This window comes from Chitinophaga polysaccharea (assembly GCF_007829335.1).
Classification (GTDB): domain Bacteria; phylum Bacteroidota; class Bacteroidia; order Chitinophagales; family Chitinophagaceae; genus Chitinophaga; species Chitinophaga polysaccharea_B.
Window position 1 is genome coordinate 1 of sequence record NZ_VIWO01000004.1, and the last position, 24,231, is coordinate 24,231.

The 24,231-nt window shown below is 42.1% G+C and carries 21 protein-coding genes and 1 pseudogene; 16 read left to right on the plus strand and 6 right to left on the minus strand.

All coding sequences use genetic code 11. The annotated features are described in order from the left end of the window. The 3 genes from FHW36_RS14720 to FHW36_RS14730 form a co-directional block, all read left to right on the plus strand. Window positions 1-2,993, plus strand: a 2,993-nt coding sequence (locus FHW36_RS14720) for an RHS repeat-associated core domain-containing protein (RefSeq protein ID WP_246121157.1), incomplete at its 5' end; no start/stop codon positions are given. After that, window positions 2,974-3,660: a hypothetical protein gene (locus FHW36_RS14725; RefSeq protein ID WP_145670269.1), complete on the plus strand. Its 687-nt coding sequence runs from the start codon at window positions 2,974-2,976 to the stop codon at window positions 3,658-3,660. The genes FHW36_RS14720 and FHW36_RS14725, both read left to right, overlap by 20 nt. A 305-nt stretch (window positions 3,661-3,965) precedes the next feature. Then, complete coding sequence (locus FHW36_RS14730) at window positions 3,966-4,463, plus strand: shikimate kinase (protein ID WP_145670271.1); 498 nt, start codon at window positions 3,966-3,968, stop codon at window positions 4,461-4,463. Window positions 4,464-4,713: 250 nt separating this feature from the next. On the opposite strand, the gene FHW36_RS14735 is transcribed toward FHW36_RS14730, so the two are convergent. The 3 genes from FHW36_RS14735 to FHW36_RS14745 form a co-directional block, all read right to left on the minus strand. Next, window positions 4,714-5,319 (minus strand): leucine-rich repeat domain-containing protein, encoded by a 606-nt coding sequence (locus tag FHW36_RS14735; RefSeq protein WP_145670273.1) that lies wholly within the window; start codon window positions 5,317-5,319, stop codon window positions 4,714-4,716. Continuing rightward, window positions 5,306-5,683 (minus strand): leucine-rich repeat domain-containing protein, encoded by a 378-nt coding sequence (locus FHW36_RS14740; RefSeq protein WP_145670275.1) that lies wholly within the window; start codon window positions 5,681-5,683, stop codon window positions 5,306-5,308. Before FHW36_RS14740 ends, FHW36_RS14735 begins: the two co-directional genes overlap by 14 nt. 62 nt (window positions 5,684-5,745) lie before the next feature. Further along, a complete protein-coding gene (locus FHW36_RS14745; protein WP_145670277.1) occupies window positions 5,746-6,177 on the minus strand; it encodes a hypothetical protein in 432 nt (143 codons plus the stop codon). A gap of 369 nt (window positions 6,178-6,546) precedes the next feature. On the opposite strand from FHW36_RS14745, the gene FHW36_RS14750 reads away from it, so the two are divergent. From FHW36_RS14750 to FHW36_RS14760, 5 genes and pseudogenes are all read left to right on the plus strand, one after another. Then, a complete protein-coding gene (locus tag FHW36_RS14750) occupies window positions 6,547-7,644 on the plus strand; it encodes a hypothetical protein (protein ID WP_145670281.1) in 1,098 nt (365 codons plus the stop codon). A 51-nt stretch (window positions 7,645-7,695) separates the two neighbouring features. Further along, window positions 7,696-7,998, plus strand: a pseudogene (locus FHW36_RS31060) (HNH endonuclease signature motif containing protein); the annotation flags it as partial. A 192-nt stretch (window positions 7,999-8,190) separates the two neighbouring features. After that, the gene (locus FHW36_RS30850) at window positions 8,191-8,574 is read left to right on the plus strand and encodes a hypothetical protein (protein ID WP_186452494.1); all 384 of its coding nucleotides are present in this window, start codon (window positions 8,191-8,193) and stop codon (window positions 8,572-8,574) included. Window positions 8,575-8,595: 21 nt separating this feature from the next. Next, the gene (locus FHW36_RS30955) at window positions 8,596-8,727 is read left to right on the plus strand and encodes a hypothetical protein (protein WP_262713395.1); all 132 of its coding nucleotides are present in this window, start codon (window positions 8,596-8,598) and stop codon (window positions 8,725-8,727) included. A 137-nt stretch (window positions 8,728-8,864) separates the two neighbouring features. Next, a complete protein-coding gene (locus FHW36_RS14760) occupies window positions 8,865-9,398 on the plus strand; it encodes a hypothetical protein (protein WP_145670283.1) in 534 nt (177 codons plus the stop codon). Between the two features lie 154 nt (window positions 9,399-9,552). On the opposite strand, the gene FHW36_RS14765 is transcribed toward FHW36_RS14760, so the two are convergent. Further along, window positions 9,553-9,762: a hypothetical protein gene (locus tag FHW36_RS14765; protein ID WP_145670285.1), complete on the minus strand. Its 210-nt coding sequence runs from the start codon at window positions 9,760-9,762 to the stop codon at window positions 9,553-9,555. A 46-nt stretch (window positions 9,763-9,808) separates the two neighbouring features. After that, on the minus strand, window positions 9,809-10,564 hold the full coding sequence (locus tag FHW36_RS14770) for a hypothetical protein (protein WP_145670287.1): 756 nt from the start codon (window positions 10,562-10,564) through the stop codon (window positions 9,809-9,811). Window positions 10,565-11,195: 631 nt separating this feature from the next. Here FHW36_RS14770 and FHW36_RS14775 point away from each other — a divergent pair. Continuing rightward, window positions 11,196-11,672, plus strand: a complete 477-nt coding sequence (locus FHW36_RS14775; protein ID WP_145670293.1) for a hypothetical protein — start codon at window positions 11,196-11,198, stop codon at window positions 11,670-11,672. A gap of 113 nt (window positions 11,673-11,785) precedes the next feature. Beyond that, window positions 11,786-12,283 carry a shikimate kinase gene (locus tag FHW36_RS14780; protein ID WP_145670299.1) on the plus strand — a complete coding sequence of 166 codons (498 nt, stop codon included), beginning with the start codon at window positions 11,786-11,788 and terminating at the stop codon, window positions 12,281-12,283. A gap of 549 nt (window positions 12,284-12,832) precedes the next feature. Here the strand turns inward: FHW36_RS14780 and FHW36_RS14785 are convergent. After that, the gene (locus FHW36_RS14785; protein ID WP_145670302.1) at window positions 12,833-13,324 is read right to left on the minus strand and encodes a transposase; all 492 of its coding nucleotides are present in this window, start codon (window positions 13,322-13,324) and stop codon (window positions 12,833-12,835) included. 14 nt (window positions 13,325-13,338) lie between these two features. Between FHW36_RS14785 and FHW36_RS30540 the strand changes: the two genes are divergently transcribed. The 6 genes from FHW36_RS30540 to FHW36_RS14810 all read left to right on the plus strand — a co-directional run bounded on the left by FHW36_RS30540 (window position 13,339) and on the right by FHW36_RS14810 (window position 24,224). Continuing rightward, a complete protein-coding gene (locus FHW36_RS30540; protein ID WP_186452452.1) occupies window positions 13,339-13,512 on the plus strand; it encodes a hypothetical protein in 174 nt (57 codons plus the stop codon). Window positions 13,513-13,576: 64 nt separating this feature from the next. After that, window positions 13,577-13,813 (plus strand): SHOCT domain-containing protein, encoded by a 237-nt coding sequence (locus FHW36_RS14790; protein ID WP_145670304.1) that lies wholly within the window; start codon window positions 13,577-13,579, stop codon window positions 13,811-13,813. Between the two features lie 155 nt (window positions 13,814-13,968). After that, the gene (locus FHW36_RS14795; protein ID WP_145670307.1) at window positions 13,969-14,331 is read left to right on the plus strand and encodes a methionine adenosyltransferase; all 363 of its coding nucleotides are present in this window, start codon (window positions 13,969-13,971) and stop codon (window positions 14,329-14,331) included. 745 nt (window positions 14,332-15,076) lie between these two features. Next, entirely contained in the window at window positions 15,077-17,470 is a 2,394-nt protein-coding gene (locus FHW36_RS14800) for a coiled-coil domain-containing protein (RefSeq protein ID WP_145670309.1), read from the plus strand. Between the two features lie 11 nt (window positions 17,471-17,481). Continuing rightward, entirely contained in the window at window positions 17,482-18,591 is a 1,110-nt protein-coding gene (locus FHW36_RS14805) for a hypothetical protein (RefSeq protein ID WP_145670313.1), read from the plus strand. Window positions 18,592-18,641: 50 nt separating this feature from the next. Further along, window positions 18,642-24,224, plus strand: a complete 5,583-nt coding sequence (locus FHW36_RS14810; protein ID WP_145670315.1) for a PA14 domain-containing protein — start codon at window positions 18,642-18,644, stop codon at window positions 24,222-24,224. Window positions 24,225-24,231: the final 7 nt, after the last annotated feature.

Consider the following 24,231-nt stretch of genomic DNA (forward strand, 5'->3'; position numbering starts at 1 on the left):
GCGCGTTAGCGAATATCCCAAAGGACTCCCTGACACCGTTGACCTATACTTACTACGACGATTATACCTTCCCCGGTGCGCAAAACTATGCCAGCAGCGATATTACTAAGCCGCAGGCAGATGGCAGTCCTAATGCGGAAGCACTGCCGGCTACCCGCAGCAACCTGACGAAGGAACTGGTGACCGGTACAAAAGTAAGAGTATTAGGTACCGGGCAATGGTTAACCACCACCAATTGTTATAACGATAAAGGACGGGTAATCCAGGTATTGGCAGAGAATATCAATGGCGGATTGGATATCATGACCAGTCTGTATGATTTTAACGGTAAGGTGCTCAGTACTTACCTGCGGCATAAAAACCTCCGTAGCAGCCTTTCTCCGCAAACCACGGTATTAACGATGCTGCACTACGACGCAGCCGGCCGGCTCACCAGTGTTAAGAAAAGGCTCAATGATGCCAGTGCTACCCTGGATAAAACCATCGCGGTAAATACCTATGATGAGTTGGGACAACTGAAAACCAAGCGTTTAGGCGTCGCCGGTAGTTCACAACTGGAAACGCTGACATACGATTATAATATCCGTGGCTGGCTGACAGGCATTAACAAAGCTTACGCAAGCACCGCCAACAGTTCGGCTAACTGGTTTGGACAAACGCTGGCTTATGACTCAGGCTTCACCGCTTTGCAGTACAATGGAAACATTGCAGGAAGTACCTGGAAGAGTAAGAGCGACGGTATTGCGCGCGCCTATGGTTATAGCTATGATAAAGTGAATCGGCTGGCATCTGCGCCTTTTTCGCAGCAGAACAGTGGTAGCAGCAACTGGACCGTAGACCAGAAGGATTTTTCTGTGAGCAACCTGGGCTACGATGCCAACGGCAATATCATGGCCATGAGCCAAATGGGGATGGTAGGCACCGGCAAAACGATGATAGATCGTCTTACCTATACTTACCGGGCCAGCAGCAACAAATTAGCTGCTGTAGCAGATACTGCCAACACGGCCAGCGCTAAGCTGGGAGATTTTATCAACGGCACCAATAGCGGCGATGACTACGACTACGATGCCAATGGCAATCTTATCAAAGACCTCAACAAAAACATTACGGTCATCACCTATAACCACCTCAACCTGCCGGATAGCATCGTGATCACCGGCAAAGGGCGAATAAAGTACCTGTACGATGCCGCGGGTGTAAAGTGGAGAAAGATTGTAACGGATAAAACCACCAGTACGGATAAAGTGACCGTTACCGACTACATCGGCGGTTTTGCTTACCAGAACGACACCTTACAGTTTTTAGCACATGAAGAAGGTCGTATACGCCCGATATTTAAGACAGGGCAGGCCACCCAGTATCCTTTCGATTACTTTGTAAAGGATCACCTGGGCAATGTGCGTATGGTATTGACCGACCAAACCGACTTTACCATGTACGCCGCTACCATGGAAGCCCCGGCAGCCGCCACGGAAACCGCCTTGTTCAGCAATATCGATAATACCCGTACCGATAAACCGGTAGGTTACCCGGCAGATGAAAGCGCGGGCCAGAATGCCTCTGTAGCCAAGCTCACTGCCACGGGCGCTGGTAAAAAAATCGGACCTTCCATCGTATTGCGTGTAATGGCCGGTGACACCATTCAGCTGAGCGCCAAAGCTTTTTACAAATCGAATGGCCCTAAAGAAGGTAAATCAGCCGTGGCCACTGCGGAAAATATGGTAGCCGACCTGGTGCAGGCCTTCAGTGGGAATGCCGGACAGGCCAATGGTGCACATGGCGAGGCTGCTTCTGATCAACTGACACCTTTTAACAGTAATTTCTATAACAACGACTACCGCCGCCTGAAAGAGAAAGAGCCGGATCAACCTAATGCAGATCGGCCGAAAGCGTATCTTAATTTTGTACTCTTCGACGATGAGTTTAAATTAGTAGGAGAAAACAGCGGGTTAAAACAAGTAAAAGCAACGCCAGATGAGTTGCAGACATTGGGCCAGGATAAGATGGTGATTAAGAAGACTGGTTTCTTGTATGCTTATACCAGCAATGAAAGCGCGGAGCCAGTGTTTTTTGATAACATTATATTAGGAGTTAATTCCGGACCGCTGTTGGAAGAAACACATTATTATCCGTTTGGGTTGACAATGGCCGGGATATCTTCTAATGCGCTGAAAGGTACCAACTATGCCGAAAATAGGCTCAAATATAATGGCAAGGAGTTGCAGAATAAAGAGTTTGGAGATGGAAGTGGATTGGAGTGGTATGACTATGGAGCGAGGATGTATGATGTGCAAATAGGAAGGTGGCATGTTTTAGATCCTTTATCAGAAAAAATGAGAAGACACTCGCCATATAATTATGCGTTTGATAATCCGATTAGATTTATCGATCCAGATGGAATGGGCCCGTTGGATATCATTGTTGCGGGAAGCGCGGAATATCAGAAGAGAGTCTTGAATGAAATGCAGAAACTTTCTAGCAATATTTTATCGATGGACGAAAATGGAAAAGTTACAGAAGTGAAAGGTACTTCATTAGATAATGGTTCATCAACAGGAGGTAAAGAAAAAGGCACCCAACTTATTACTGATCTCATCAATACAGACAAAGTAATTACTGTCCAGGAATCGAAAGACGATAACATTACTTATGCTGTCAATCAAGAAAATGCAGGAAATGGTAGTGGCACAAGTTCTAATGTTTATTTTAATCCTGACAATAAGGGGCAGGGAGTATTGAATGCAGATGGGTCTGATGGAAGATCTCCGCAATCCGGACTTGCTCATGAGTTGTTGCATGGTCGTGAAAATAGTCAAGGTACACGTGACAAAACTAAAGATCCGGCATTAATAGATCCTGACACAAAGAAGAAAGGTATCATTAGTAAAAGCGAGAAACTTATTCGGGAACAAGATACTGAAATTAGGATTGAGCAAGGAGATAAACCCAGAATGAAACCCTATAAAGAAAATGAAAAAGTCAAAAAGTAAAATGAAATATAAGATCCAAATTTGGATGATATTTTTTGCAATGCCCGTTGTTGCAATCGCTCAGAAGATAGAGCTAAGACGTACTGATTCAGTGTTTGTAAGTTGGAATAAGGCAACGATAAAGAGCATCGAAAATCAGATAAAGACGGCCTCAGATAAACAGGCAGAAATCCTATATTTAAACGAAGATTCAGCTTTCAAAAGCTATCTTGATATTGACAATGTAGCGATGATCAATCGGAAATCTCTGCGCTATACGTTCTTGCATACTTTTAATTTTTATTATGGCAATTGCAGTGGTGATATTTATATCGTGGAAGCCAATGAATCTGGAGAGAAAATCAGAATCTGTAATTACGTACTCTTTTTAGATACTATCACCAATACTATTGATATTGGAAGGTTTGGTCTGGTTAATGGTAAATGGATTAGGGATGCCGATACAAAAGTGAAGTTTGATGATTTATATTCGGAATGGAGCAAGTTAGATAAAGAAAAATGGATGGATACTGTCGGGCATGGAGTAAATGAGGATATTGTAATCGTGACAAAAATTAAAAATGCTGATATCATGTATTCAGATTTTTATTCAGAAGGAATACTCCGGAAAGATAGTCCGATTAATAACATACTGCTAAGACGGGTCAGAGATAGAAAGCTGTTTTGATTTTAAGAAGACGACGCTGAATAGAGAGTTTTGGAATAAGAGTGGATTGGAGTGTGCCCAAATAGGAATTTGAAGGTCGATATCGATCAATTATGTATAGATATATGGCAATGTTGCTTTTGCTGGTTAATAGCGCTTGCAATTATAAATTTATGGTTAATAGGGATCGGGTGTATAATACGAGGGAGGGATATTTGCTATTCCTTAACAGACAAATGATTTTCTTTCCATCATAGGCATACTGACAGAAATCATATTTATAATTAAAGATCTTCGGAGTTTAAAGTATTTTAAATAGAATAACTATGGCTATTTCCCTTTTGGTAGGGCCCAGTGGTGTGGGTAAAACCACTGCCTGTGGTATTGTAGCAAAGGAGAGCAGCATTAAGGTCATTGACCTTGATGAATTTTTAAGACAGAAAATCGGTGTAAAATCTCTTTCTGCTCACTTGGCGGAAGTAGGAGACGAGCAATTTTTTACATTGTCCAAAGAAGGTATCGAAGAAATTGAGAAGGATGCTTCTTCTGATTTAATAATTGTTGTTGGTGCTGGGTCTATTAATCTTCCAGTCAGCCATAGTTGGTACCAGTCTAAAAATCTTCTCGCATTAGTAGGAGATCCTCAGGTAATTTATGAAAGAGGCAACAGACAAAAACATCATCCATCAATCAGCGGGTTTATTAAAACAGAGTTTAATGAAGCTAGGAGATGTTTGTACAAAAATGCAGGCTCGATGATTGACGTTACTTTTAAAACTCCTGAGGCGGTAGCCGATGAAATAATTAGGATAATAAAGGGATAACGGGCTGTAGAAAATAGAAAATCAACGGTGGTCTTCCGGGCTTAAAGATCTGGACTTGGTAGATTATGGGGGCAATACCTAAATGGTGAAGCTGAATATCAGAAGGCAGGATTTTACCGATTCCCCCGAAGACTTATACCCCTGTAAATAACGGAAGTAACGCTCTTTTGATATATTCCTGGCGAGATGTAAATATGCTTTAAAGCAGCTATCTTTAATATCCTCGCCAACATTATGAATATAAAGGAAATTAATGGACGGTATTCCTATCGCGGCTTATCTGAAGTCCCCATTTTTTTGTTAATGCAATGGGCATGTCTTTGTAGTTTGACCAGTAGATCTGGCCGGATGGGATGTCAATAATTTTAAGTTTATCTTTTTGAAACCTACTTTTCTGTAGTCCTAAATTTCCATATTGTAAACTGTCCACATATAGATACTCATTGAAGTTTTCAGCAATCAGGGCTTGGAATCTTTCCAATGTCTGTGGGTTAATGTAATCCACAGGGTTAGAATAAATACTTAGTCTATGAATCTGGTCCGGCACGTTTTCTATCCGTGTGATCTGATTATCCGCAATATTCAAGCTTTCTAAATGGCTTACTTTTTTTAATTGTAAAGGAATTTTCGTTAGCGCATTCGAGAAAACTTCGAAGTGCCTGATATTGGCGCAGTGACCGATACTTTCCGGTAAGTAATCAATTTTATTCATACCAAGTTGTAGGTAGTCGAGTTCAGTAAGGCAGCCAATGCTTTCAGGAATATCTGTTAACTTGTTATCAAACAGGTTTAAAGTTCTTAGCTGGATGAGTCGCCCTAGGTGATTGGACACTTTTTCCAATCTATTTTTCTGCAAGTAGCAAAGTGTTCAAATCTGGAAGATTACATAATGCGTCCGGTAGATGGCTAATAAGGTTTCTATTGATAAATAGCTGCTTTAAATGTTTAAGGTTTGTTACGCTGTCTGGAATATTGGTGATACGATTATTATTAAGATGCAACACTTCTAAGGTCGGTAGTGTGGTCAATATATCTATATCCAATAACAGGTTATTACTCAGATATAATACCTTGAGATTGGAGAGTTTTGTTATCCAATTTGGGATGGTAGTCAGCAAGTTGTTTTCTAGATTCAGATGAGTAATTTGCTGGTTTTCTAGCAGCTCAGCGGGAAAGTCTGTTAGCTGTTGGCCCTTATAATTTAATAGTGCTGCTTGCATGGTCCTTTAAATATGATAAATAGTTTGCCTGGCTGTATTGCGAAATCGCGTTAACAAGGACATTAATAAACCTTCTTCATTTCCCAGGTTCCGGTGGCTATTTCTATGTAATCGCCATCGGGGTGAGCATATTCTCTTCCGAGAAGCTCCCAGTCACCGGAAAAGGTTTCGCTTACAGGGTCATAATGTCCATGGTAGCTTAAGTCTGGCTTCTTAAGCCGTGAATTTGCAATAACCTGGTTATCCTCAGTGATAGTAAAGAATTGATCATATTCTTTTGTAAAGCTGATAAAATCGTCTTCTGTAAGGCCTTTAACGACCGCGGGATTATTTTTGCTAATCTGGCTATCCATATCATGACAAGTTTCTTTGAAGTTATTGTCGCCGGTATCTGTTAGGGATAGTTCAAAGTTTACTTTACTGCCAGACAATTTTTCTCCGTATTCGGGTCCGTAAATATAGTATCCCTGCCATTGGCCAGTGATGGAAATCATAAGTATGAAGGATTTGCTTGGCCCCAAGATAGTATTTGTTTTATTGCCAGCAAAGTCATTGCAAAACCTTGATACTTACCTTGGCATAGTTTGCCGGGATGATATAGTTTGATTAGATTGCATACCTGAACCTATACCTAGTATCCTTATGAGTAAATGGATAATTTTTGCCATTGTTGTGAGTATTATAGCGCTGGGCGCTGTCAAAGAGACCTTTCGCATATTAACCTCTGATGCCCCTGATATAAGTCAGAATTGGGGAGCTTTGATACCGATGGCTATTCTTTTAACGGGTGGGCTTATTTTCCTGGCAGTTAAGCTTTGGAGAAAATCCGGTAACCGTAATCTGTCATAACAGTCAGTGTATTTATGGCTATTATCACAACATTTGAGTCGTTAGATCAGCAGATAAAAAAGGCTGGCGGGAAACCAGTTGTATTAGAAGCGCTATGGAGTGGAGACACTAATGGGTGGTACCTGTCGTGCTATCTTTATACAGTTACTTATCCTTTCTTCTTCAGGAGGGAACACCACTATTTCCTGGGACAAGTTGCTGTGCCGGAAGGAACGGAGTATTTTACCAATAGTAAACTTACTATCGAAGGAGTGGCAGAAGCTTTGGGAAACCAAGCCGCTCAGAAGTACGGTCTCACCTTTTACTTTCCTGCGAAAGATGGACCAGATGACGAATGTCCCGCTTGGACAGAGAGACACTTGGGTATTCTGTGCCAGGATTGTGGCAAACTGATTTTACCAAGAAAAAGCCCATATATACCACAAGAAATTTGCTACCCTTGCCACTTGAAGCGGGAGTGGGACGAAAGTTTAAGGAAAGCCGAGCCAGCTGATGATGGTTATAATTTATGCCTCTTAAAAGGTGATGAGTGCCTTAAAATGGGCTACTGCACAAAGTTCGAGGCCTTCACCATTGCCCCGTTTATACGGGATAAAGTCCAGCAGCGGATCACTAAAGAGATAGTAAGTATAGTTGCGCTGGATATAGCGGACATCTTGGTACTCAAAGGCCAATTAGAAACAGTCCTGGATAAATTGCTGCTGGCCTATGAAAAACCTTATATTGAAGAGAGGATGAAAAAATTCATTGGTACCTATAAAGTTCAATATCAGGGGCGGGAGTACGAGTTGATGGACAGGCGTAATCAGGTACATGCAGATATTGCGAGCTATATTTACAATATTGAAACTGCAGAGAAAGCCATTACAGAGGGCTATACTTACCAATTTTTCTTTAAGCAGGGAATCACCTCCCGAGATGACTCTGTTTTGCGATTTGTGCATTACGTCTGTAAGGGAGAAACTATAATTTTTAATATTCAACAACGGTATGTCCATTCACTCACCGCGGAGGAAGTATCAGCAACAATAGGCAAACTGGTGCAAATTGGCTGTCTAACCGTTTCTGGAGAACGGGTCAGTATAACAACACTCGGTAACTGCATAGTTTGACGCATAGATCGCATTTTGAATGATTATCCCCATAATATGAAATAGATAGCCATGATAGATAGTAAATCTGACCAAGATTTCTCGCAAGAAGTATCGTGCAGTTATAAAGGTGAACGATATTCGGTACGTGATAGCGGGCAGGTATTACGGCATTCTCCTACAAGCAAACGACTACGGTCGACTGATAACAAATGGTCTTTTGGCAAACCTAATGACCGACAGGGTTATCTGCAGATTGCTTCCGTCCCCATTCATAGAATAGTGGCAACAGCTTTCCACGGCCTTCCTCCGACAGAGGATTATGTTGTGGACCATATTGACATCAACAAACGAAATAACCGACCAGAGAATCTCAGGTGTGTTAGCTTGCAGTACCGGCCAAGGTCTTTCATATGGTTGCTATGCCTGCGGTCGGCGCATATAACCAACATCAAAATGGAGGTAATGGTTATAATGCAGGCTATCCCTTTTTTGGTGAACATACTTATTCATGTACCGGAATTTATACAGGCTTCTTTTATAAAAATCCTTAAACATTGCAAATACATGAAGATATTAATGCTTATATCACTCATAAATTTTTTTTCAAGCTGCAGCTTGGAGGGGTCAAAGTTTGTACGAAAAGAAATTGACAATAAGGATATTTCAATAAAATGGTATTACTATAGTTACATTACAAACAATAGCCCCGATTTTGTAGTTGTGGAAAAGAACGGCAAAAAGAAGGAGATTTTTAAAGCAACATGGACTGTTTTGAATGTGACGCTTAAAGACCACAATATTATTTTGAAGACGCTTGGCCCATCAAAAAGTACGGTATTTACAAAGCATGTAGAAGAAGAGGTGTTTGGATATAAGATCACTTTGGACACAACGGGTAACTATATGGAGACCAGATTAATACCTGATGGGAAAAAGGAAAGATGGTAAATGAGAAATAAACGCGTTTATATGCAGCCAATTATCATTTCAGCCATCATTTGTATATCATCTGGTGCGGCAAATAGCCAGGTGAAGGAAGCTGCCGGTTTTAGAGATATTGACATGTTCTCGCTGTCTGGTAAGACCTCATTAAAGGAATAGTCCAATTTTCCCTATATTCAGATAGTGGAAAAGGCACGAAGGGAAAGACGATTACCTATCATATTAATGAAAGGTTTAAGCAAGTAAGGACAAGTTGCTGATCTGGATGGCGTGTGTACTTAGTAAATAACCAATTTATGAGAGCTTTTATTTTTACCGTATTAGGTTTCATCTGGTGTATATATGTTTCTTGCAAGGTTAAACCTGGTCTCTCAAAAGAAGAGCCTCTGAAAACAATTCCGAGTGATTCCGCGCCAAAAGGAGCTAATAGCGGAGCTGTTAAGTCAATCTCCGATAAAATTGGAATTAAATCTAATTCTATAATTAAAGTAGAATCAGCCAATTGGGAATCGCATGAGTTAAAACCCGATGATGTAATGTATTCAAAATGCAAGGGGTGGAAACTTTCAAATGAATCTATTGTTGCTATTTTGAGGCATGGGAAACCAATAAGTATGCTTGATTTTCATTATCTCTATTATGTACTGCCTTGCGAAGTGAATGGATTAGTACAGATTGATAGTAATCAATATAGATATAGGATAAATGCTGGATCATTTTTTACAATTTCAAGTAAGGATTCAACATTTTACTTTGAGTGTAATTCTCCTGAATTTAAAAATAAATTTTTAATGAGTGGAGGTAACCCACAGAAGGATCTTGGATTGTAAATTAACTTCAACGAGCTGGAAAGAAGCGAGTATTAATTGTTAATTGATGCCTTTCAGCAGAACTGAAAGTTTAATCCATCTTTAGAATACAAAAAAGGCGCCCGTTTTTAACGAGCGCCTCCACATCAAACAAAACCCTATAATCATCGGCGGCCTAACCGCCTTCTTCTGACACTGCCGCCTGGCTAACACCACTCATCACCGTGCCGGCAACAGCAATATAGCCGGCAATTTTTATGATGATGGCGGGGATCGCGGGGATACCCATCAGCGCACCACTAATCGCTGTAAGGATCAAACCTATATTGCGCACCTTACTGAAAAAAGGTGGGGTGGATGCAGTGAGTCGTTGTGCAAGTTTCATATACACAATTTAGCGTTAAGAAATGCCGGTCCATAGAGGCCGGTGATTACATACCGGAAATGTCTACCAGTGCAAGGGCATTGTAAGTGCCATTTTTAAGGCCATACATAGTCCCGTTAACCTGCTGGTAAAACTCAACACCCAGTGCCAGGAACAGCGGTTTGGTGCTATTGGCTGTCACATTTACCGTCAAAGCCATAACAGCAGTAGGTGTCGCATCGATGGGCAGTTCAGGGCTGGCAGTATTGCCATTCACGAACGTTTCCGCTTCGAAATCAATCTCCGCACCGGCTGCCTGCACCTTGAAATGGGTAGCGCCCATAGGAGCGGCCACCATGTTCACGGGAACGAACGGCGGAATATCAACCTTCAGGGTGCCCGCAGCGCGATCAATGGCGGTGGTGAATGGAGCGTACAAAGCCCCGGTCAGCCGGCTGTTATTGTTAAACTCAAAGCCTTTGAGTAACTCAGCCTCTCCATCAATCACATTGCGCAAACCGCGCGCATTGGTGGCATCTGCCTGGATCACCTTTACCATTTCGCGGGTCAGGCGCGACGCCATATAGCTGTCTCCGATGTTCAGTAGCATGGCCCGGAAGGCAGTCCGCAACACTTTACTCGCTTTACCCGCACGGCCGAATTCTGCTCCGTTTTCACGGGTACGGACAAACGCCGGGTCGGTTGCGATCCTGTTGGCGTTCATACTGGTTTTTTCACGTGCCAAGTGTCCGGATTTCGTCTTGTAAAACGTGATGTTGCCGATTGTTCCTTGCAGGGGAATAATTCCACTTTGTTTTGCCATATAGAAACAATTTAAACAAGAATAGGGCTGTTTACGTAGCCAAGCCCGTTAGGCTCACATCTGCGCAGGATGTTGTAACTTTATTGGTAACCACTCCAAACATAAGCTGGTATTTTTGTTCAAAGAAATTTCCATTCGGATTGGCTCATTTTAATATGGAATTGTATTTGGCAGGGTAGTAGTTGAAACAAGAAATGGCAGCGAATGTGAGGTGTATGTTATAGAGCAAGTTATAAGAGTTGGACGAATTTTAGATAATTGATGGACACAATAGCCGTACCGGTTGAAATTTGCTGCAACCATAAGTCATATCAAAAGTATGTTTAGAGTATAGATATTCCACTAATGCGTTGCCATGATACTGCTATGTCCAGTAAATTCTTCTCATTTCCCAGGTTCTGATGATTACTTCCACGTACTCATCATCTGGGTGACGATGTTCTCTCCTGAGAATCTCCCAATCACCTGAAAAAGTTTCACTTATTGGGTCATAATACGCGTAATAGCTCTGGTTTGTTTGATGATACCTGTAGGCCCATATATTCAATCTCAAATTCTACCTGTGGATGCTCGTTAATATACGAAGAAATAGGTATATTTATCTTTTCAGTTAATCCCATATTGGAAATTCATGGAAGACAATATCGACTTTTCATTCATCCTGGACAAACACGGTTGGAGTACTTTTTTAATTAGTATAAAGGGGGCGATTCATCAAATAGGAATTTCTAGTGTGCTTAGCGATCCAATGTATGATATTACCAGCCTATTACTTGCTTTACTCAATAATGAAGACAAGGTGGAAATGCAGTGGTTTGAGGAACCGGGCTGGAGTATTTTTCGAGTTATCAGGGATAAGACGCAGCGACATATTCTTTCTGTGGAAATTGGCAACGCAACTGACCAGTACGGCAGCGAGTATGAAAAGGTGGTAGGTTTTAGCATTAAGCAAAAGCAATTTTTAATCATAATGTTTTACCAGCTAAAGAAAAGTTATCATTTGCTCATGGAAAAAAGCTTTGCAAAGGATAGGCAGGGTGAATTTCCTTATGATCGATATAAAAAGCTAGTTGAAAAGATTGAAGTTACTTGTCCTGGTATTTTGTAGGCTTTATTTGGCACAGTAACCTGTGAAGGATTGGCAATACATAGGCATACTGACAGAAATCATATTTATAATTAAAGATCTTCGGAGTTTAAAGTATTTTAAATAGAATAACTATGGCTATTTCCCTTTTGGTAGGGCCCAGTGGTGTGGGTAAAACCACTGCCTGTGGTATTGTAGCAAAGGAGAGCAGCATTAAGGTCATTGACCTTGATGAATTTTTAAGACAGAAAATCGGTGTAAAATCTCTTTCTGCTCACTTGGCGGAAGTAGGAGACGAGCAATTTTTTACATTGTCCAAAGAAGGTATCGAAGAAATTGAGAAGGATGCTTCTTCTGATTTAATAATTGTTGTTGGTGCTGGGTCTATTAATCTTCCAGTCAGCCATAGTTGGAACCAGTCTAAAAATCTTCTCGCATTAGTAGGAGATCCTCAGGTAATTTATGAAAGAGGCAACAGACAAAAACATCATCCATCAATCAGCGGGTTTATTAAAACAGAGTTTAATGAAGCTAGGAGATGTTTGTACAAAAATGCAGGCTCGATGATTGACGTTACTTTTAAAACTCCTAAGGCGGTAGCCGATGAAATAATTAGGATAATAAAGGGATAACGGGCTGTAGAAAATAGAAAATCAACGGTGGTCTTCCGGGCTTAAAGATCTGGACTTGGTAGATTATGGGGGCAATACCTAAATGGTGAAGCTGAATATCAGAAGGCAGGATTTTACCGATTCCCCCGAAGACTTATATCCCTGTAAATAACGGAAGTAACGCTCTTTTGATATATTCCTGGCGAGATGGAAATATGCTTTAAAGCAGCTATCTTTAATATCCTCGCCAACATTATGAATATAAAGGAAATTAATGGACGGTATTCCTATCGCGGCTTATCTGAAGTCCCCATTTTTTTGTTAATGCAATGGGCATGTCTTTGTAGTTTGACCAGTAGATCTGGCCGGATGGGATGTCAATAATTTTAAGTTTATCTTTTTGAAACCTACTTTTCTGTAGTCCTAAATTTCCATATTGTAAACTGTCCACATATAGATACTCATTGGAGTTTTCAGCAATCAGGGCTTGGAATCTTTCCAATGTCTGTGGGTTAATGTAATCCACATGTAAAAGTCAAATTAGTGAATGCTCCAGGGAACTATCCGGAGTTAATAGGTGAATTTTATGACAAGCTTTCCTTGAAAAATAAAACCACTACCGATCTTGACTTCACTGTAAACCTCCCCCAGACGCAGGGATAGCTGATAAGATTTATGGATAAGAGGATAATGACTAAATAAAAGTTCGGCTTTCTGCTGCTGTTCTCTGGTCCATAGTCTGGGATGTTTAAACAGCAAATATCTGCTTCTGGCCAACAGCTGCTTCGCTGTGTCGCCATTGGAGAGCCTGGCAGGTTCATACTTCACTGCTGCCCGTTTCGCTTGCTCATACTCCTGATTTTCCTGTTCCAGCGCCTCCCAGCGATGTTTAATTCTGATTTCCTGCACTGCGTCAAAAGCCAGGTGTTGCACATGGAAGCGATCTATCACCCTATGGGCGTTGGCGAAACAGGCTTTAACGGCACTAAACAGTTTGCTTTCTGAATGATATACCGAAAGCTTTTTCAGAAGTGTATCGCATTTTAAAGTCCGGGGGGATATTTGTCATTGGCCTGATGGACAGCACCAGTGAACTTGGGGAAAGATATATGCAACAGAAAGAAAGTAATAAATTTTACAGAAATGCTTATTTTCATTCCACAAAAGAAATTATGCAACTTTTGTCTAATGCGCGTTTTGGTGATTTTTCATTCTGGCAAACACTAATAAAGCCGGAAGAAAATAGCTAAAACTGGGTTATGGCAGAGGAAGCTTTATTGTCATAAAATCAGTTAAAAATAAAAACATTGCACTATGATGAATAATCCCTGGGTATGGATGAGTTGGGGAATGTGGATCATTCCTGCCATCATAATTGTCATATTATGGAAACTGAGCAGTAATAATCAGGTTACACATCATCATCACTATCATCCGGATAATAATGATAAAAAAGAAACTCATGAAACTCCATTGGATATTTTAAAAAAGCGGTACGCCAAAGGTGAGATTACAAAAGATCAGATGGAAGAAATGAAAAAAAATATCTGATGAAAAGATAGCTTCAAAGAAAGTACAATGGAGGAACGATCAAAGTAATCATGGTTATTCCGGATAAACAGAAAAAAAAGTGAACAATAATATTTACATACATCCTTGTTCGCCTGCTACTGGTATTGAAATAGCTGAACGAAAAGGGATAGGGCATCGATGATGGCCAGGTAGGCAGGGGAAACAGACTTGACGGGTTAATTACCCCATATAGGCCCGTGAGCCTTGAAGTATCAGCAGGCAAAAACCAAATCGGCCATGTTGGAAAAATATACAGCCTGTTTGCTTTTGAGTTAAGCAAAGCTAATGTGACAAATGCTTTGGCTGAAGAAGCAAGTGTTTACATTGTTTCTCAAATTGGAAAGCCAATTAACCAGCCGCAATTGCTTGATATCAGATTGAAAAATCAATCTGCTCATAATACAGCGATAGAGGAATTCGTACAGGCTAAACTTGATTGTTTGCCGACACTCTGGAAAATAATAATCAACTCTAAAAAGAATTATGTAGCAATTTAAAATACCGTAAGATGAAAATTTTATTGCTTATCAATGATGCTCCTTATGGAAGTGAGAAAAGCTTACAATGCTCATTAACGATTATTAGATATTTTTAACCGTTACGTTTTAATGGGACGCTTTCACCACAGAGCCGACTTTGTTATTGTATCTCATCGGCAGATATGAAATGAACTCATAAATACAAGCAATTTTTGATTGGCATTCTGGTAATGATGTCTGTGCAACCAGGTCCAGGTATTGTGATCACAAACTTATCTACTTAAGATACTTGCTGGCTAAGCTCTATCTTGATAGGAAGGAGGCAACAGGCATTATAAAATAACAGTTCTGCAATTGCTGGATAAGTTCATTTTGTTCGGCGTGTATGCAGGCTTTCAATGTCTAATTGACACTAGTGGAATTAACATTTCTATAACAAACGGGATAGAATATATTTCGACCGCAAGTATTATCATTGCAGTCTTATAGATTAGCAGACTATCGAGAATGTCTGTAAACCTTTACCAAAGAAGAACTAAAAAATTAAATACTGTAGCATGTTGGACCCGGTTTAGCCCCCGAATCTTCGTAATAATTATTGAAGCAATAACCTTAATACTTGTGGAATGTCCTTAATGTACCTGGGAAATGCAGCCCGTAATAATTTCTATGTGATAAAATCCCTTGACATCTTTGCCGGTTAAATCCGGCTAAGATCTGGTTTCCGTCCAGTTTTCCATCATTAACCGCAATTCATAATTTGATGAAAGCATTCATCATACAGCTATTTGTATGCGTTTCGCTTACAGGTGTTCTGCATGCCCAGCAACGGCGTGATAGTAGTGCTATTATTCACTCGAATGATAGCATGTGTAATTGTAGTGTGTGTAGAGGGAAGCTGAAACATCAGATTGATACCGGCTATTACTATGGATTATCTATCTGTAAATCTGTTAAGGTATTACCGCTGCTCTTATTTTCACAGGGTAATGATACGGTCAGCGTCGTCAGGGAAAGGACGCGGAAAGCTGCCAGGCCTGTTATACCAGCTGTTGCCAAACCTTTTTTAACAATACATGGTAACGTCATGTATGATTTGTATTATCGATCAAACCTGGATACGCCTTTCGTAGAAAAGGATGTTTATCAACATACGCTGCAAACCTATCTTGATGTTACTGTCAAAGACCAATATCCGATGCGTATTGCATTTACCACAAGTATTGGTAATTCCGATTTTTTCAGAAATATTACCGGCGTTAACCTACAGTATACAAACCGGGACTTCAAACAATCATTATTAAATAAGGCGCAAAGCTGGGAGTCTTCACAGATGAAGCTATTGGCTGAGTTACAGTCTATACGGGAGCAGGCAGACGAAAAAATTCGCCAGGTTAACCAGTTGAAAAATGCAATGGCCGCGCCGTCCCGCTTGCAAAAAATGGTGGAAGAAAACGAACGTGAGTTATATGGAAGAATACGGGATTCATTGGTGAAAAATAATAGGGAAATAGATACAAGCCTCCGTATAAGGGAAATTTCAATAACAGGTAATAGGCACCTTTACAAACCTAAAATAAAGGATTTGATAACATGGCAGAAAAATGAATTGAGTGCTGCCGATACCGTTAGTACTAAGCTTTCCGATGTAAACGACAGAACACAGAGAAGGATTGACTCCCTGAAGGAAGATTTGGCGAAGCTAGAACATCTATATGAAAAGAAGCGGCAAAAAGTCAACACTGCCAAAACTCATTTAGTGGATGTACTAATGAATAGCAGGAGCAATAAAGAATTGGCAGATGAGCTGGGAGCTATGAATTTACCCGATAGCATTTTACCCAAAGGGTATCGGAATCTGCTGGCTATCAGATCAATCGGCCTTGGAAGGACGTTGGTTGATTATTCGGAGTTAACTGCTAAAGATATCAGTATTACGGGCGTACAGGCAGAATATAATCCTTCCTGGTACCTGGCATTTGCCACCGGGGCGGTGGATTACCGTTTCCGTGATTTCGTAATAGGAACGAACCGAACGAAACAATACTTGAACCTGGTGCGGGTGGGAGCAGGTATGAAAGAAGGGAACAACGTGATCCTTACCTATTATACCGGGAAGAAGCAATTGTACAACTTCAGCTCTGCTGGCACCGTCAATAACACGGAATGGTCTCCAGATTATAATATTATGGGGCTGTCTTTGGAGGGAAGGTGGCAGATAAATCCCAACAACTATGTGGTGGGCGAGGTGGCTAAATCGTCTATACCATATTATGCCGCTGCGTCAAAAGGACAGAAAGGTTTCAGCAGCATGTTTGGTTTTGGTGATCGTTCCAATGAGGCCTGGTCTGTAAAGGCATTTTCCTTCATTCCTCGTACAGCAACCAGTATTAATGGCGTATATAAATCAATGGGAGCGAATTTTCAATCCTTCAGTTTATATACGACTGGATCTTCGCAAAGTTCCTGGTCATTAAGGATCGATCAGCCCTTTTGGCGCCGGCAACTTTCCATTGCTGTCGCCCTCAGAAAGAATGATTTTCAAAATACCTATCAATACCTGGATTTTCATAGTAACACCGTTTATAAAAGCATCCAGGCAACATTGCGGATAAAGAAGTGGCCGGTGATCTCTGTAGGGTATTATCCCAGCTCACAGTTGACAAAGCTGAGTGAAGATCATTATGTGGAAAACCGGTTTTATACATTTACAGGTACCGCCAGCCATCTTTACAGGTATCATGGTATTATGATGAACACCATTTTTTCATTTACGCAGTTTTACAACAGGCAAACCGATAGCAATTTCGTCTATTTCAATACCAGGAATGTAATGTTCAATCATACTGTACTCTTAAACAGGTTTACACTTAATACAGTGCTGTCAGCCGCAAAGAGCAGTGACTATACACTGTATAATGCAGATGGAAATCTTCAGTTTAAAGTGAATAAATGGCTCGAGATGGGCGGGGGGGTGAAGTATAACAGACAGACGGTATATGGGTTGCAGCAGATCGGGTATTCAGCTAACTCGCGCATGCGTATACCCTATTTCGGAGAGCTTTCGCTTTTCGCAGATAAAGGATTTATACCTGGCGCAAATAAAAGATTGACATCTAACAACGTAGGGAGGATCACCTATACAAAAATATTTTAAACATGAAACGCATGAGGTATTTACTTTGGCTACCATTGATGTTTGGGATGGCATTGCAGGTAAAAGGACAGGTAAGTATGACCGTACAGCTTCCACCTGCGGGTATATTGCAGAAAACGCAACTATGGAACATTGTGCTGGTATCTGTCTCTGAGAGGCCGGAGAATGTCAGGGTAATGTTGCGTTTGTCGGATTTGCGCACCAATCAGCCTTTGTTAACTGGTATTTCACGTAATATTACCCTGAACAAGGGAGCCAGGCTACTGCAGATGCAGGACGTAGAACCTGTGCAATATGAATATATTTCGCGCATCGTTGACCCAGGGGTAAATGGATTTTTTACAGCGGGTAACTATCTGGCTTGCTACAGCATTGTTGCTGAGGTGGCGGATAAAAAGGCAACAGTGGGGGAAGACTGTGTTTCCTTCACTGTGGAGCCGGCCAGCCCTGCCTTATTGAATATGCCTGCCAATGGAAGTATATTGGAAACAACCTTACCCCAGTTTAGCTGGTTGCCGCCAGCGCCAGTCAGTATATTTAATGACCTGAACTATGATCTTACACTGGTAGAAATGAAACCCTCACAATCCGCTGCTGAAGCCGTACAGCAAAATATTCCTGTGTACCGGTCAAATTACAATAAATATCTTTTTGCAAATTATCCTGCCTCTGCCCCCAGGCTGGATACGGGTAAACAATATGCCTGGACAATAACCGTCAGGAATGGGGCGCAGTTGGCGGGACAGACGGAAGTCTGGACTTTCCGCCTGAAAGGCCTCCCAATGAAACAAGCGGAAAATGAAAGTGCTTACCTCCAGTTGAAAAAAGAACTGGATGCCTCAATTGTCACTAGTGGTGGTAATACACTCCATTTCAACTATCGTAATGAACCCGGAGATAGCGTGGTTACATGTGAGGTGCTTGCATTGGATAATAACAGTGTGCTGGTATTTAAGAATACGTTAGCCGTCCGGCCAGGCGAGAATTTGATAAGACTACCGCTGGGTGGCAAAACGCACCTGGAAGAAGGGCGGCACTATTTGCTCCGCCTGACTAATTCCAGGCGGGAATACTGGTATCTGCAGTTTATTTATTCGAAACCGGAAAACCGCGGGAACTGAATTGGCACTATTGACAGATATAATGATCCCTGATTTTAAATTAAAATGATATGATACTTGTGCTTGCCACAAAGAGTAGAAAAACACTTGCTTTTACATTGCTCGTTTTGTGCTATCTGGAAACGATATTGCCGGCTTACGCCCTAAACAGCAGGTTTAAGGGTAGTTATCATATGCCCCGGGCTGTTGTCAATACCACAGGTGTCTTCGGGAAAATTGCACCTGTTTTACCGGTAGTGCGAACCGGTCATTCTGAATCCAAGGCGATGGATGGTGGCCCCGGACAGCCGGAAAACAAGGGTTTCCATTCGGTAAACAACACCAACCTGGTGGATCTGTTCAGTGGCGATTTTTCTTATAGTATTCCCTTACTGGATGTTGGTGGATATCCGGTAACTATCGGTTATAACAGTGGTATATCTATGGCTCAGGAAGCCAGTTGGACAGGCTTGGGATGGAATATAAGCCCGGGGGCCATTACGCGGAACCTGCGGGGGCTACCGGATGATTTTGACGGATTGGATACCGTGCAGAAAGAAATTTCCATAAAGGAGAATAAGACGATTGGCGTTACCGCCGGGGCAGATGTAGAACTGGTAGGATTCCCCCTGAATGTTGGCGCCAGCCAGGGAGTTTTTCATAATACATATCGGGGCTGGGGATTGGAGAAGAGTGTGAATGCAAGTATTAATGCAGGTGTAGGAAGTATGGGATTGTTTTCAGGAGGGTTATCAGTTGCCAACAACTCGCAGGAAGGCCTCACATTGGCGCCATCTTTATCGTTAGGGTTGTCACAAAGAGCAGCCATAGATAATGGGGGGATTGGAGGAAGTTTAACGATTGGAACAGCGTATAATTCGAGAACGGGGTTAAAGGGATTACAGCTGGATGCCGGTATCCGGCAATACAAAACAGACGATGATACTAAAAAAGAATCTACGCCGAATGCTCCTTTACGTCAAATGGGCACCGGTTCGGTGTTTGCTTCGGGCATTTCATTTGCGCAGCCTTCTTTTACCCCATCCATGAATCTGCCTTATACGAGTGTGCTTCAGACTTACACGGCTAAAGTAGGGACGGAATTTAAAGTAGTGCATCCCAGTTTATTTGTGAGTGGGTATATATCCCGGCAATTTATCGATAAAGCTGACCAACGCCTGTCTCTTCCCGCTTATGGTTATCTGAACTACCAACACGGTAGTTCAAATCCTGGCGCGCTGTTGGATTATAACCGGGAGAAAGAAATTCCTTACCGCGAAAAGCCGGCTGTGCCCAATATCGGGGTACCTGGCTACACCTATGATGTATTTTCAATGTCAGGTGAGGGTACAGGCGGTATGTTCAGAGCATATCGCGGAGACATAGGATTTGTATATGATCACCAGATGAAGAGCAAAGACAACTCTTCCCGGATAAGTGCGGATGTAGGGGTTGCCGATCTGCTGCATGCCGGAGTGGATCTTAACTTTACCAGGGCCTTTACACAAAATGGTCCCTGGCTGGAACAAAATCCATTGGCAAATACTATTGGATTTAAGGAAGCAGATAAAGATTTCGAGGCCGCCTATTTCCGTAATCCTGGTGAGAAGGCGGTAAATACCAGCACATTTTATGATGCCCTGGGTGGAGATGATGTAGTGGCGGCAGATTTATTTCAATCCGGTAACAGTAGTTCCGTAATTACCACCACTAATTTTCTGAACAGGTATAGAAACAAACGCCCCGTAGGCCAGGTGGCCCTTAACAAAAGTAAAGTGTATAAACCAGCCCGGGACAAGAGGACGCAGCTAATCACTTATCTTAATGCGAAAGAAGCCAGTGTTACCGGGCTTTCACGGTACATTGAAAACTATACTCCCAATCAATTTAGCCTGAGCAACTGCGGTGATGTATTTCCTGATGATATTAATGGTCCGGGTGTAGGATTAAAAGGAGAATATTTCAACGGTGAATATTTTGAAAATAAGGTATTTGAAAAAATTGATCCCGTAATCGATTTTGGGGATGGCAATGATATTAATATCAATCTGCCACCGGGCGCGCAACCCGTTAGAGAACATTTCTCCGTGAAATGGACAGGCCGTTTGAAGGCGCCTGTTACCGGCCGCTATGACTTCAGAATGGATACCGACGATGGCGCTGTGCTTTTTCTGAATGATTCCATTATTATGAACACATGGTTGGATAAACCTACCACCAGGTATGGGAGTGCAAATTTGGTGGCGGGTGAGTTATATAATATCCGGCTTGAATATCACAATGGCCCTACCTATATAAGAATGCATCTTCGCTGGTCATATCCGGGACAAACTGAACAGGTGATCCCGCAGCGTAACCTTTACCTGATGCCTTCAAAAGATACGTTTGTGGTGAACTCAGGGTTGTCTAAAGAAAAAAGGGTAAATGATTTCCGGAAGGCACACCATATTTCTGAGATCAGCGTACTGAATGCCGACGGCAGGCGATACGTTTATGGTATACCGGTATACAACATTAGGCAAAGAGAGGCCACTTTTTCTGTAAATGCAAGCGATGGTAATACTCCTGAAGGGCTCGTGAAGTATACGCCAGGGACAGATAATACAACCAATAACCGAAAGGGCGGTGATTGGTATTTCAACGGAGAGCGAATGCCGGCCTATGCGCATTCTTTTCTGCTCACGGGCATTGTTTCTCCGGACTATTCGGATCTGACCGGTGATGGGATTACAGATGACGATCCGGGCGAAGCTATCCGTTTTAATTATAGTAAAATAGCCGGTGTTCGTAATGCTTATAGCTGGAGAGCACCTTATGATACGAATGCGACCTATAATGAAGGACTCAAAACGGATAAAAGGGATGATAAAGGCAGTTATGTATACGGGGAAAAGGAATTATGGTACCTGCATTCCATTGAATCAAGAAATATGATCGCCACTTTCAAAATAAGCGATCGGGACGACCTGGCTGCCATCGATGAAAATGGGAAAAAGAGAGGAGACCATATTGCAAAGAAGCTGGATGAGATTAATTTATATACAAAGGCAGATTTCTTAAAACACAATACAGCTGCCATCCCTGTAAAAACGGTGCATTTTGAATATACTTATGAATTATGCCCCGGTGTAAATGCGCCACTTAATAACCAGGGAAAGTTGACCTTGAAAAAAATATGGTTTAGCTACAATGGAAACGATAAGGGAAAGAAAAACCCATACGTCTTCTACTATCACGCCAATAACCCTGGTTATAACAATAAGTCCTATGATCGTTGGGGTAATTACAAAGATGCACTGCAAAATCCCGGCTCATCGCCAACTAATCTGATAACCAATGCAGAATATCCGTATGCGTTACAGGACAGTACAATAGCTGCTTACAATGCTGCCGCGTGGACTTTGGATTCCCTGCAGCTGCCGTCCGGCGGAAGGATGAAGGTTACCTATGAAAGTGATGATTACGCTTATGTTCAGAATAAACGGGCTATGCAGCTTTGCCAGGTGGCGGGTTTTTCCGCTACAGTACCTAAATCCACCGGGGATTTAAGTAACTGGTTGTATGGTTATGAAGACAATTTGTATGTAGCGATACAGGTGCCCCAACAGGTTTCTTCTGTAAAAGAAGTTTATCGCCGATACCTGGAAGGAATTGAGAAAATATATTTCCGTATGTATGTGCAAATGCCGGGCGACAAGTATGGCAGCGGAAGTGAATATGTGCCCTGCTATGCCATCCTGGACCCGGCAAACGGATATGGGTTTATTAACAGCAATACTATTTGGGTGAAGCTGAAGGGGATTGATAAGGATGGAAATACGGGTGGACCTTTCAGTCCCCTGGCCAAAGCTGCCATTCAGTTTCTACGGCTTAATTTGCCATCTAAGGCTTATCCCGGATCGGATGTAGGGGATGATTTGGACGCCGCGGATGCGGTGAAGCTGATATTCTCCCTTGCCGGTAATATAAAGAATGCTTTTGGAGGATTTGACAATAGCGCCCGCATGAAAGGATGGGCCGGACAAGTGGATGTTACGCGGACGTATGCACGGCTCAATAGTCCTGTTTATAAAAAATATGGTGGCGGATTACGTGTGAAGCGTATTATTACCTATGACAACTGGAACGCGATGACGGGGCAGAAAGAAGCGCTTTACGGGCAGGAATATCAGTATACAACAACTAAGATAATAGATGGTGTGCCTACTGTCATTAGCAGCGGGGTTGCCAGCTATGAACCAACTATTGGAGGGGAGGAAAATCCCTGGAAACTACCCCTTGAATATGTAGAACAGGTGGCCCCCCTGGCGCCGGTAAACCTGGGCTATACAGAAACACCCTTGGGTGAATCTTTCTTCCCTTCTGCTGCTGTGGGGTACAGTAAGGTAAGAATACGTACTATCAATGCCAGGAATACGAGATCTGCCAATGGGTATGATGAAACTGGATTTTATACCAGTTACGATTTTCCGACAATTACTGATATGACATTACTGGCCGATAACAAGAAAAGATACAGGCCGGCATTGGCTAATCTATTGCGTGTCAATGCAAAACATTTCGTGGCAATCAGCCAGGGTTTTAAGGTAGAGCTGAATGATATGAATGGAAAACTTCGTTTCCAGGCGTCCTACGCGGAAACGGACCCTGATAACCCTATCGCCTATACGGAAAATTATTACCGGTTGGATAATCAGCAGGCTGCTTTTAAACAGCTGAATAGCACCGTGATGGCTATTGGCCCTGATGGAACAATTGACTCCGCAGCCTCCATAGGTAAAGATGTGGAATTGATGGTTGACATGCGGGAGCAGCGTTCTGTGACTAATGCCAATAACTTTAATGTTAATGGGGACTTCTTCAGTTTTGCTATTCCCCCGGTGTTACTGATACCAAGCTTTCTGAACCTGGCACAACGGGAAGAAAACCTATTTCGGTCGGTAGCGGTTACCAAAGTCGTTAACCGGCATGGTATCCTGGATAGTGTGATTGTAATGGACAAGGGGAGTCGCGTGGTAACCCGGAATCTTTTATACGACAGTGAAACGGGTGATGTTGTACTGAGCAGCGTACAAAATGAGTTTAATGACCCCGTTTTTCAACTTACTTACCCGGCGGCTTGGGCTTATGATGGTATGGCAGGCGCCTATAAGAACGCAGGCTTAAAGCTAAGCCATATCTATATTAAAGAGGGGCGTATTATCAGTGGCCTTCCTTCCGGGAACCCGGCAGATTACTTTGCTTCAGGTGATGAAATCCTTTGCTATTCTAAATTTAAAACCGGTGGCGATACCTGTAATCCGCAAATAGCTTCTTTCCCGGCCAGCAGTAAGATATGGGCAATAAATAAAAATATACTGGACCGCTTGCCTCCCAATACAGGTACGCCAGACATCTACTTTATGGACAGAGATGGCAAGCCCTTTACAGGCAACGATATTTCCATGAAGATTATTCGCTCTGGCAGAAGGAATATAGCCGCTACCGTTGGCACAGTCACAATGATGGTGAACCCACTGGTGAAATCTGCCGGCGCCTATAGCCTCATCATTAGCAAAGATTCCAAAATCATTAATACTTCTGCCACGGAATTCCAGCAACAATGGAAGGCAGAGGATAAGAAAAAACAAAAAGTAAACTGTAGCCTGCAATAATAACAAT

Excerpts from the sequence above, each read along its gene's own strand:
- FHW36_RS14725 (WP_145670269.1), top strand. The coding sequence starts at position 2,974 with ATGAAAAAGTCAAAAAGTAAAATGAAATATAAGATCCAAATTTGGATG.
- FHW36_RS14730 (WP_145670271.1), top strand. The coding sequence starts at position 3,966 with ATGGCTATTTCCCTTTTGGTAGGGCCCAGTGGTGTGGGTAAAACCACT.
- FHW36_RS14740 (WP_145670275.1), bottom strand. The coding sequence starts at position 5,683 with ATGCAAGCAGCACTATTAAATTATAAGGGCCAACAGCTAACAGACTTT.
- FHW36_RS14745 (WP_145670277.1), bottom strand. The coding sequence starts at position 6,177 with ATGATTTCCATCACTGGCCAATGGCAGGGATACTATATTTACGGACCC.
- FHW36_RS14750 (WP_145670281.1), top strand. The coding sequence starts at position 6,547 with ATGGCTATTATCACAACATTTGAGTCGTTAGATCAGCAGATAAAAAAG.
- FHW36_RS30850 (WP_186452494.1), top strand. The coding sequence starts at position 8,191 with ATGAAGATATTAATGCTTATATCACTCATAAATTTTTTTTCAAGCTGC.
- FHW36_RS30955 (WP_262713395.1), top strand. The coding sequence starts at position 8,596 with ATGCAGCCAATTATCATTTCAGCCATCATTTGTATATCATCTGGTGCG.
- FHW36_RS14760 (WP_145670283.1), top strand. The coding sequence starts at position 8,865 with ATGAGAGCTTTTATTTTTACCGTATTAGGTTTCATCTGGTGTATATAT.
- FHW36_RS14765 (WP_145670285.1), bottom strand. The coding sequence starts at position 9,762 with ATGAAACTTGCACAACGACTCACTGCATCCACCCCACCTTTTTTCAGT.
- FHW36_RS14770 (WP_145670287.1), bottom strand. The coding sequence starts at position 10,564 with ATGGCAAAACAAAGTGGAATTATTCCCCTGCAAGGAACAATCGGCAAC.
- FHW36_RS14775 (WP_145670293.1), top strand. The coding sequence starts at position 11,196 with ATGGAAGACAATATCGACTTTTCATTCATCCTGGACAAACACGGTTGG.
- FHW36_RS14780 (WP_145670299.1), top strand. The coding sequence starts at position 11,786 with ATGGCTATTTCCCTTTTGGTAGGGCCCAGTGGTGTGGGTAAAACCACT.
- FHW36_RS30540 (WP_186452452.1), top strand. The coding sequence starts at position 13,339 with ATGGACAGCACCAGTGAACTTGGGGAAAGATATATGCAACAGAAAGAA.
- FHW36_RS14790 (WP_145670304.1), top strand. The coding sequence starts at position 13,577 with ATGATGAATAATCCCTGGGTATGGATGAGTTGGGGAATGTGGATCATT.
- FHW36_RS14800 (WP_145670309.1), top strand. The coding sequence starts at position 15,077 with ATGAAAGCATTCATCATACAGCTATTTGTATGCGTTTCGCTTACAGGT.
- FHW36_RS14805 (WP_145670313.1), top strand. The coding sequence starts at position 17,482 with ATGAGGTATTTACTTTGGCTACCATTGATGTTTGGGATGGCATTGCAG.
- FHW36_RS14810 (WP_145670315.1), top strand. The coding sequence starts at position 18,642 with ATGATACTTGTGCTTGCCACAAAGAGTAGAAAAACACTTGCTTTTACA.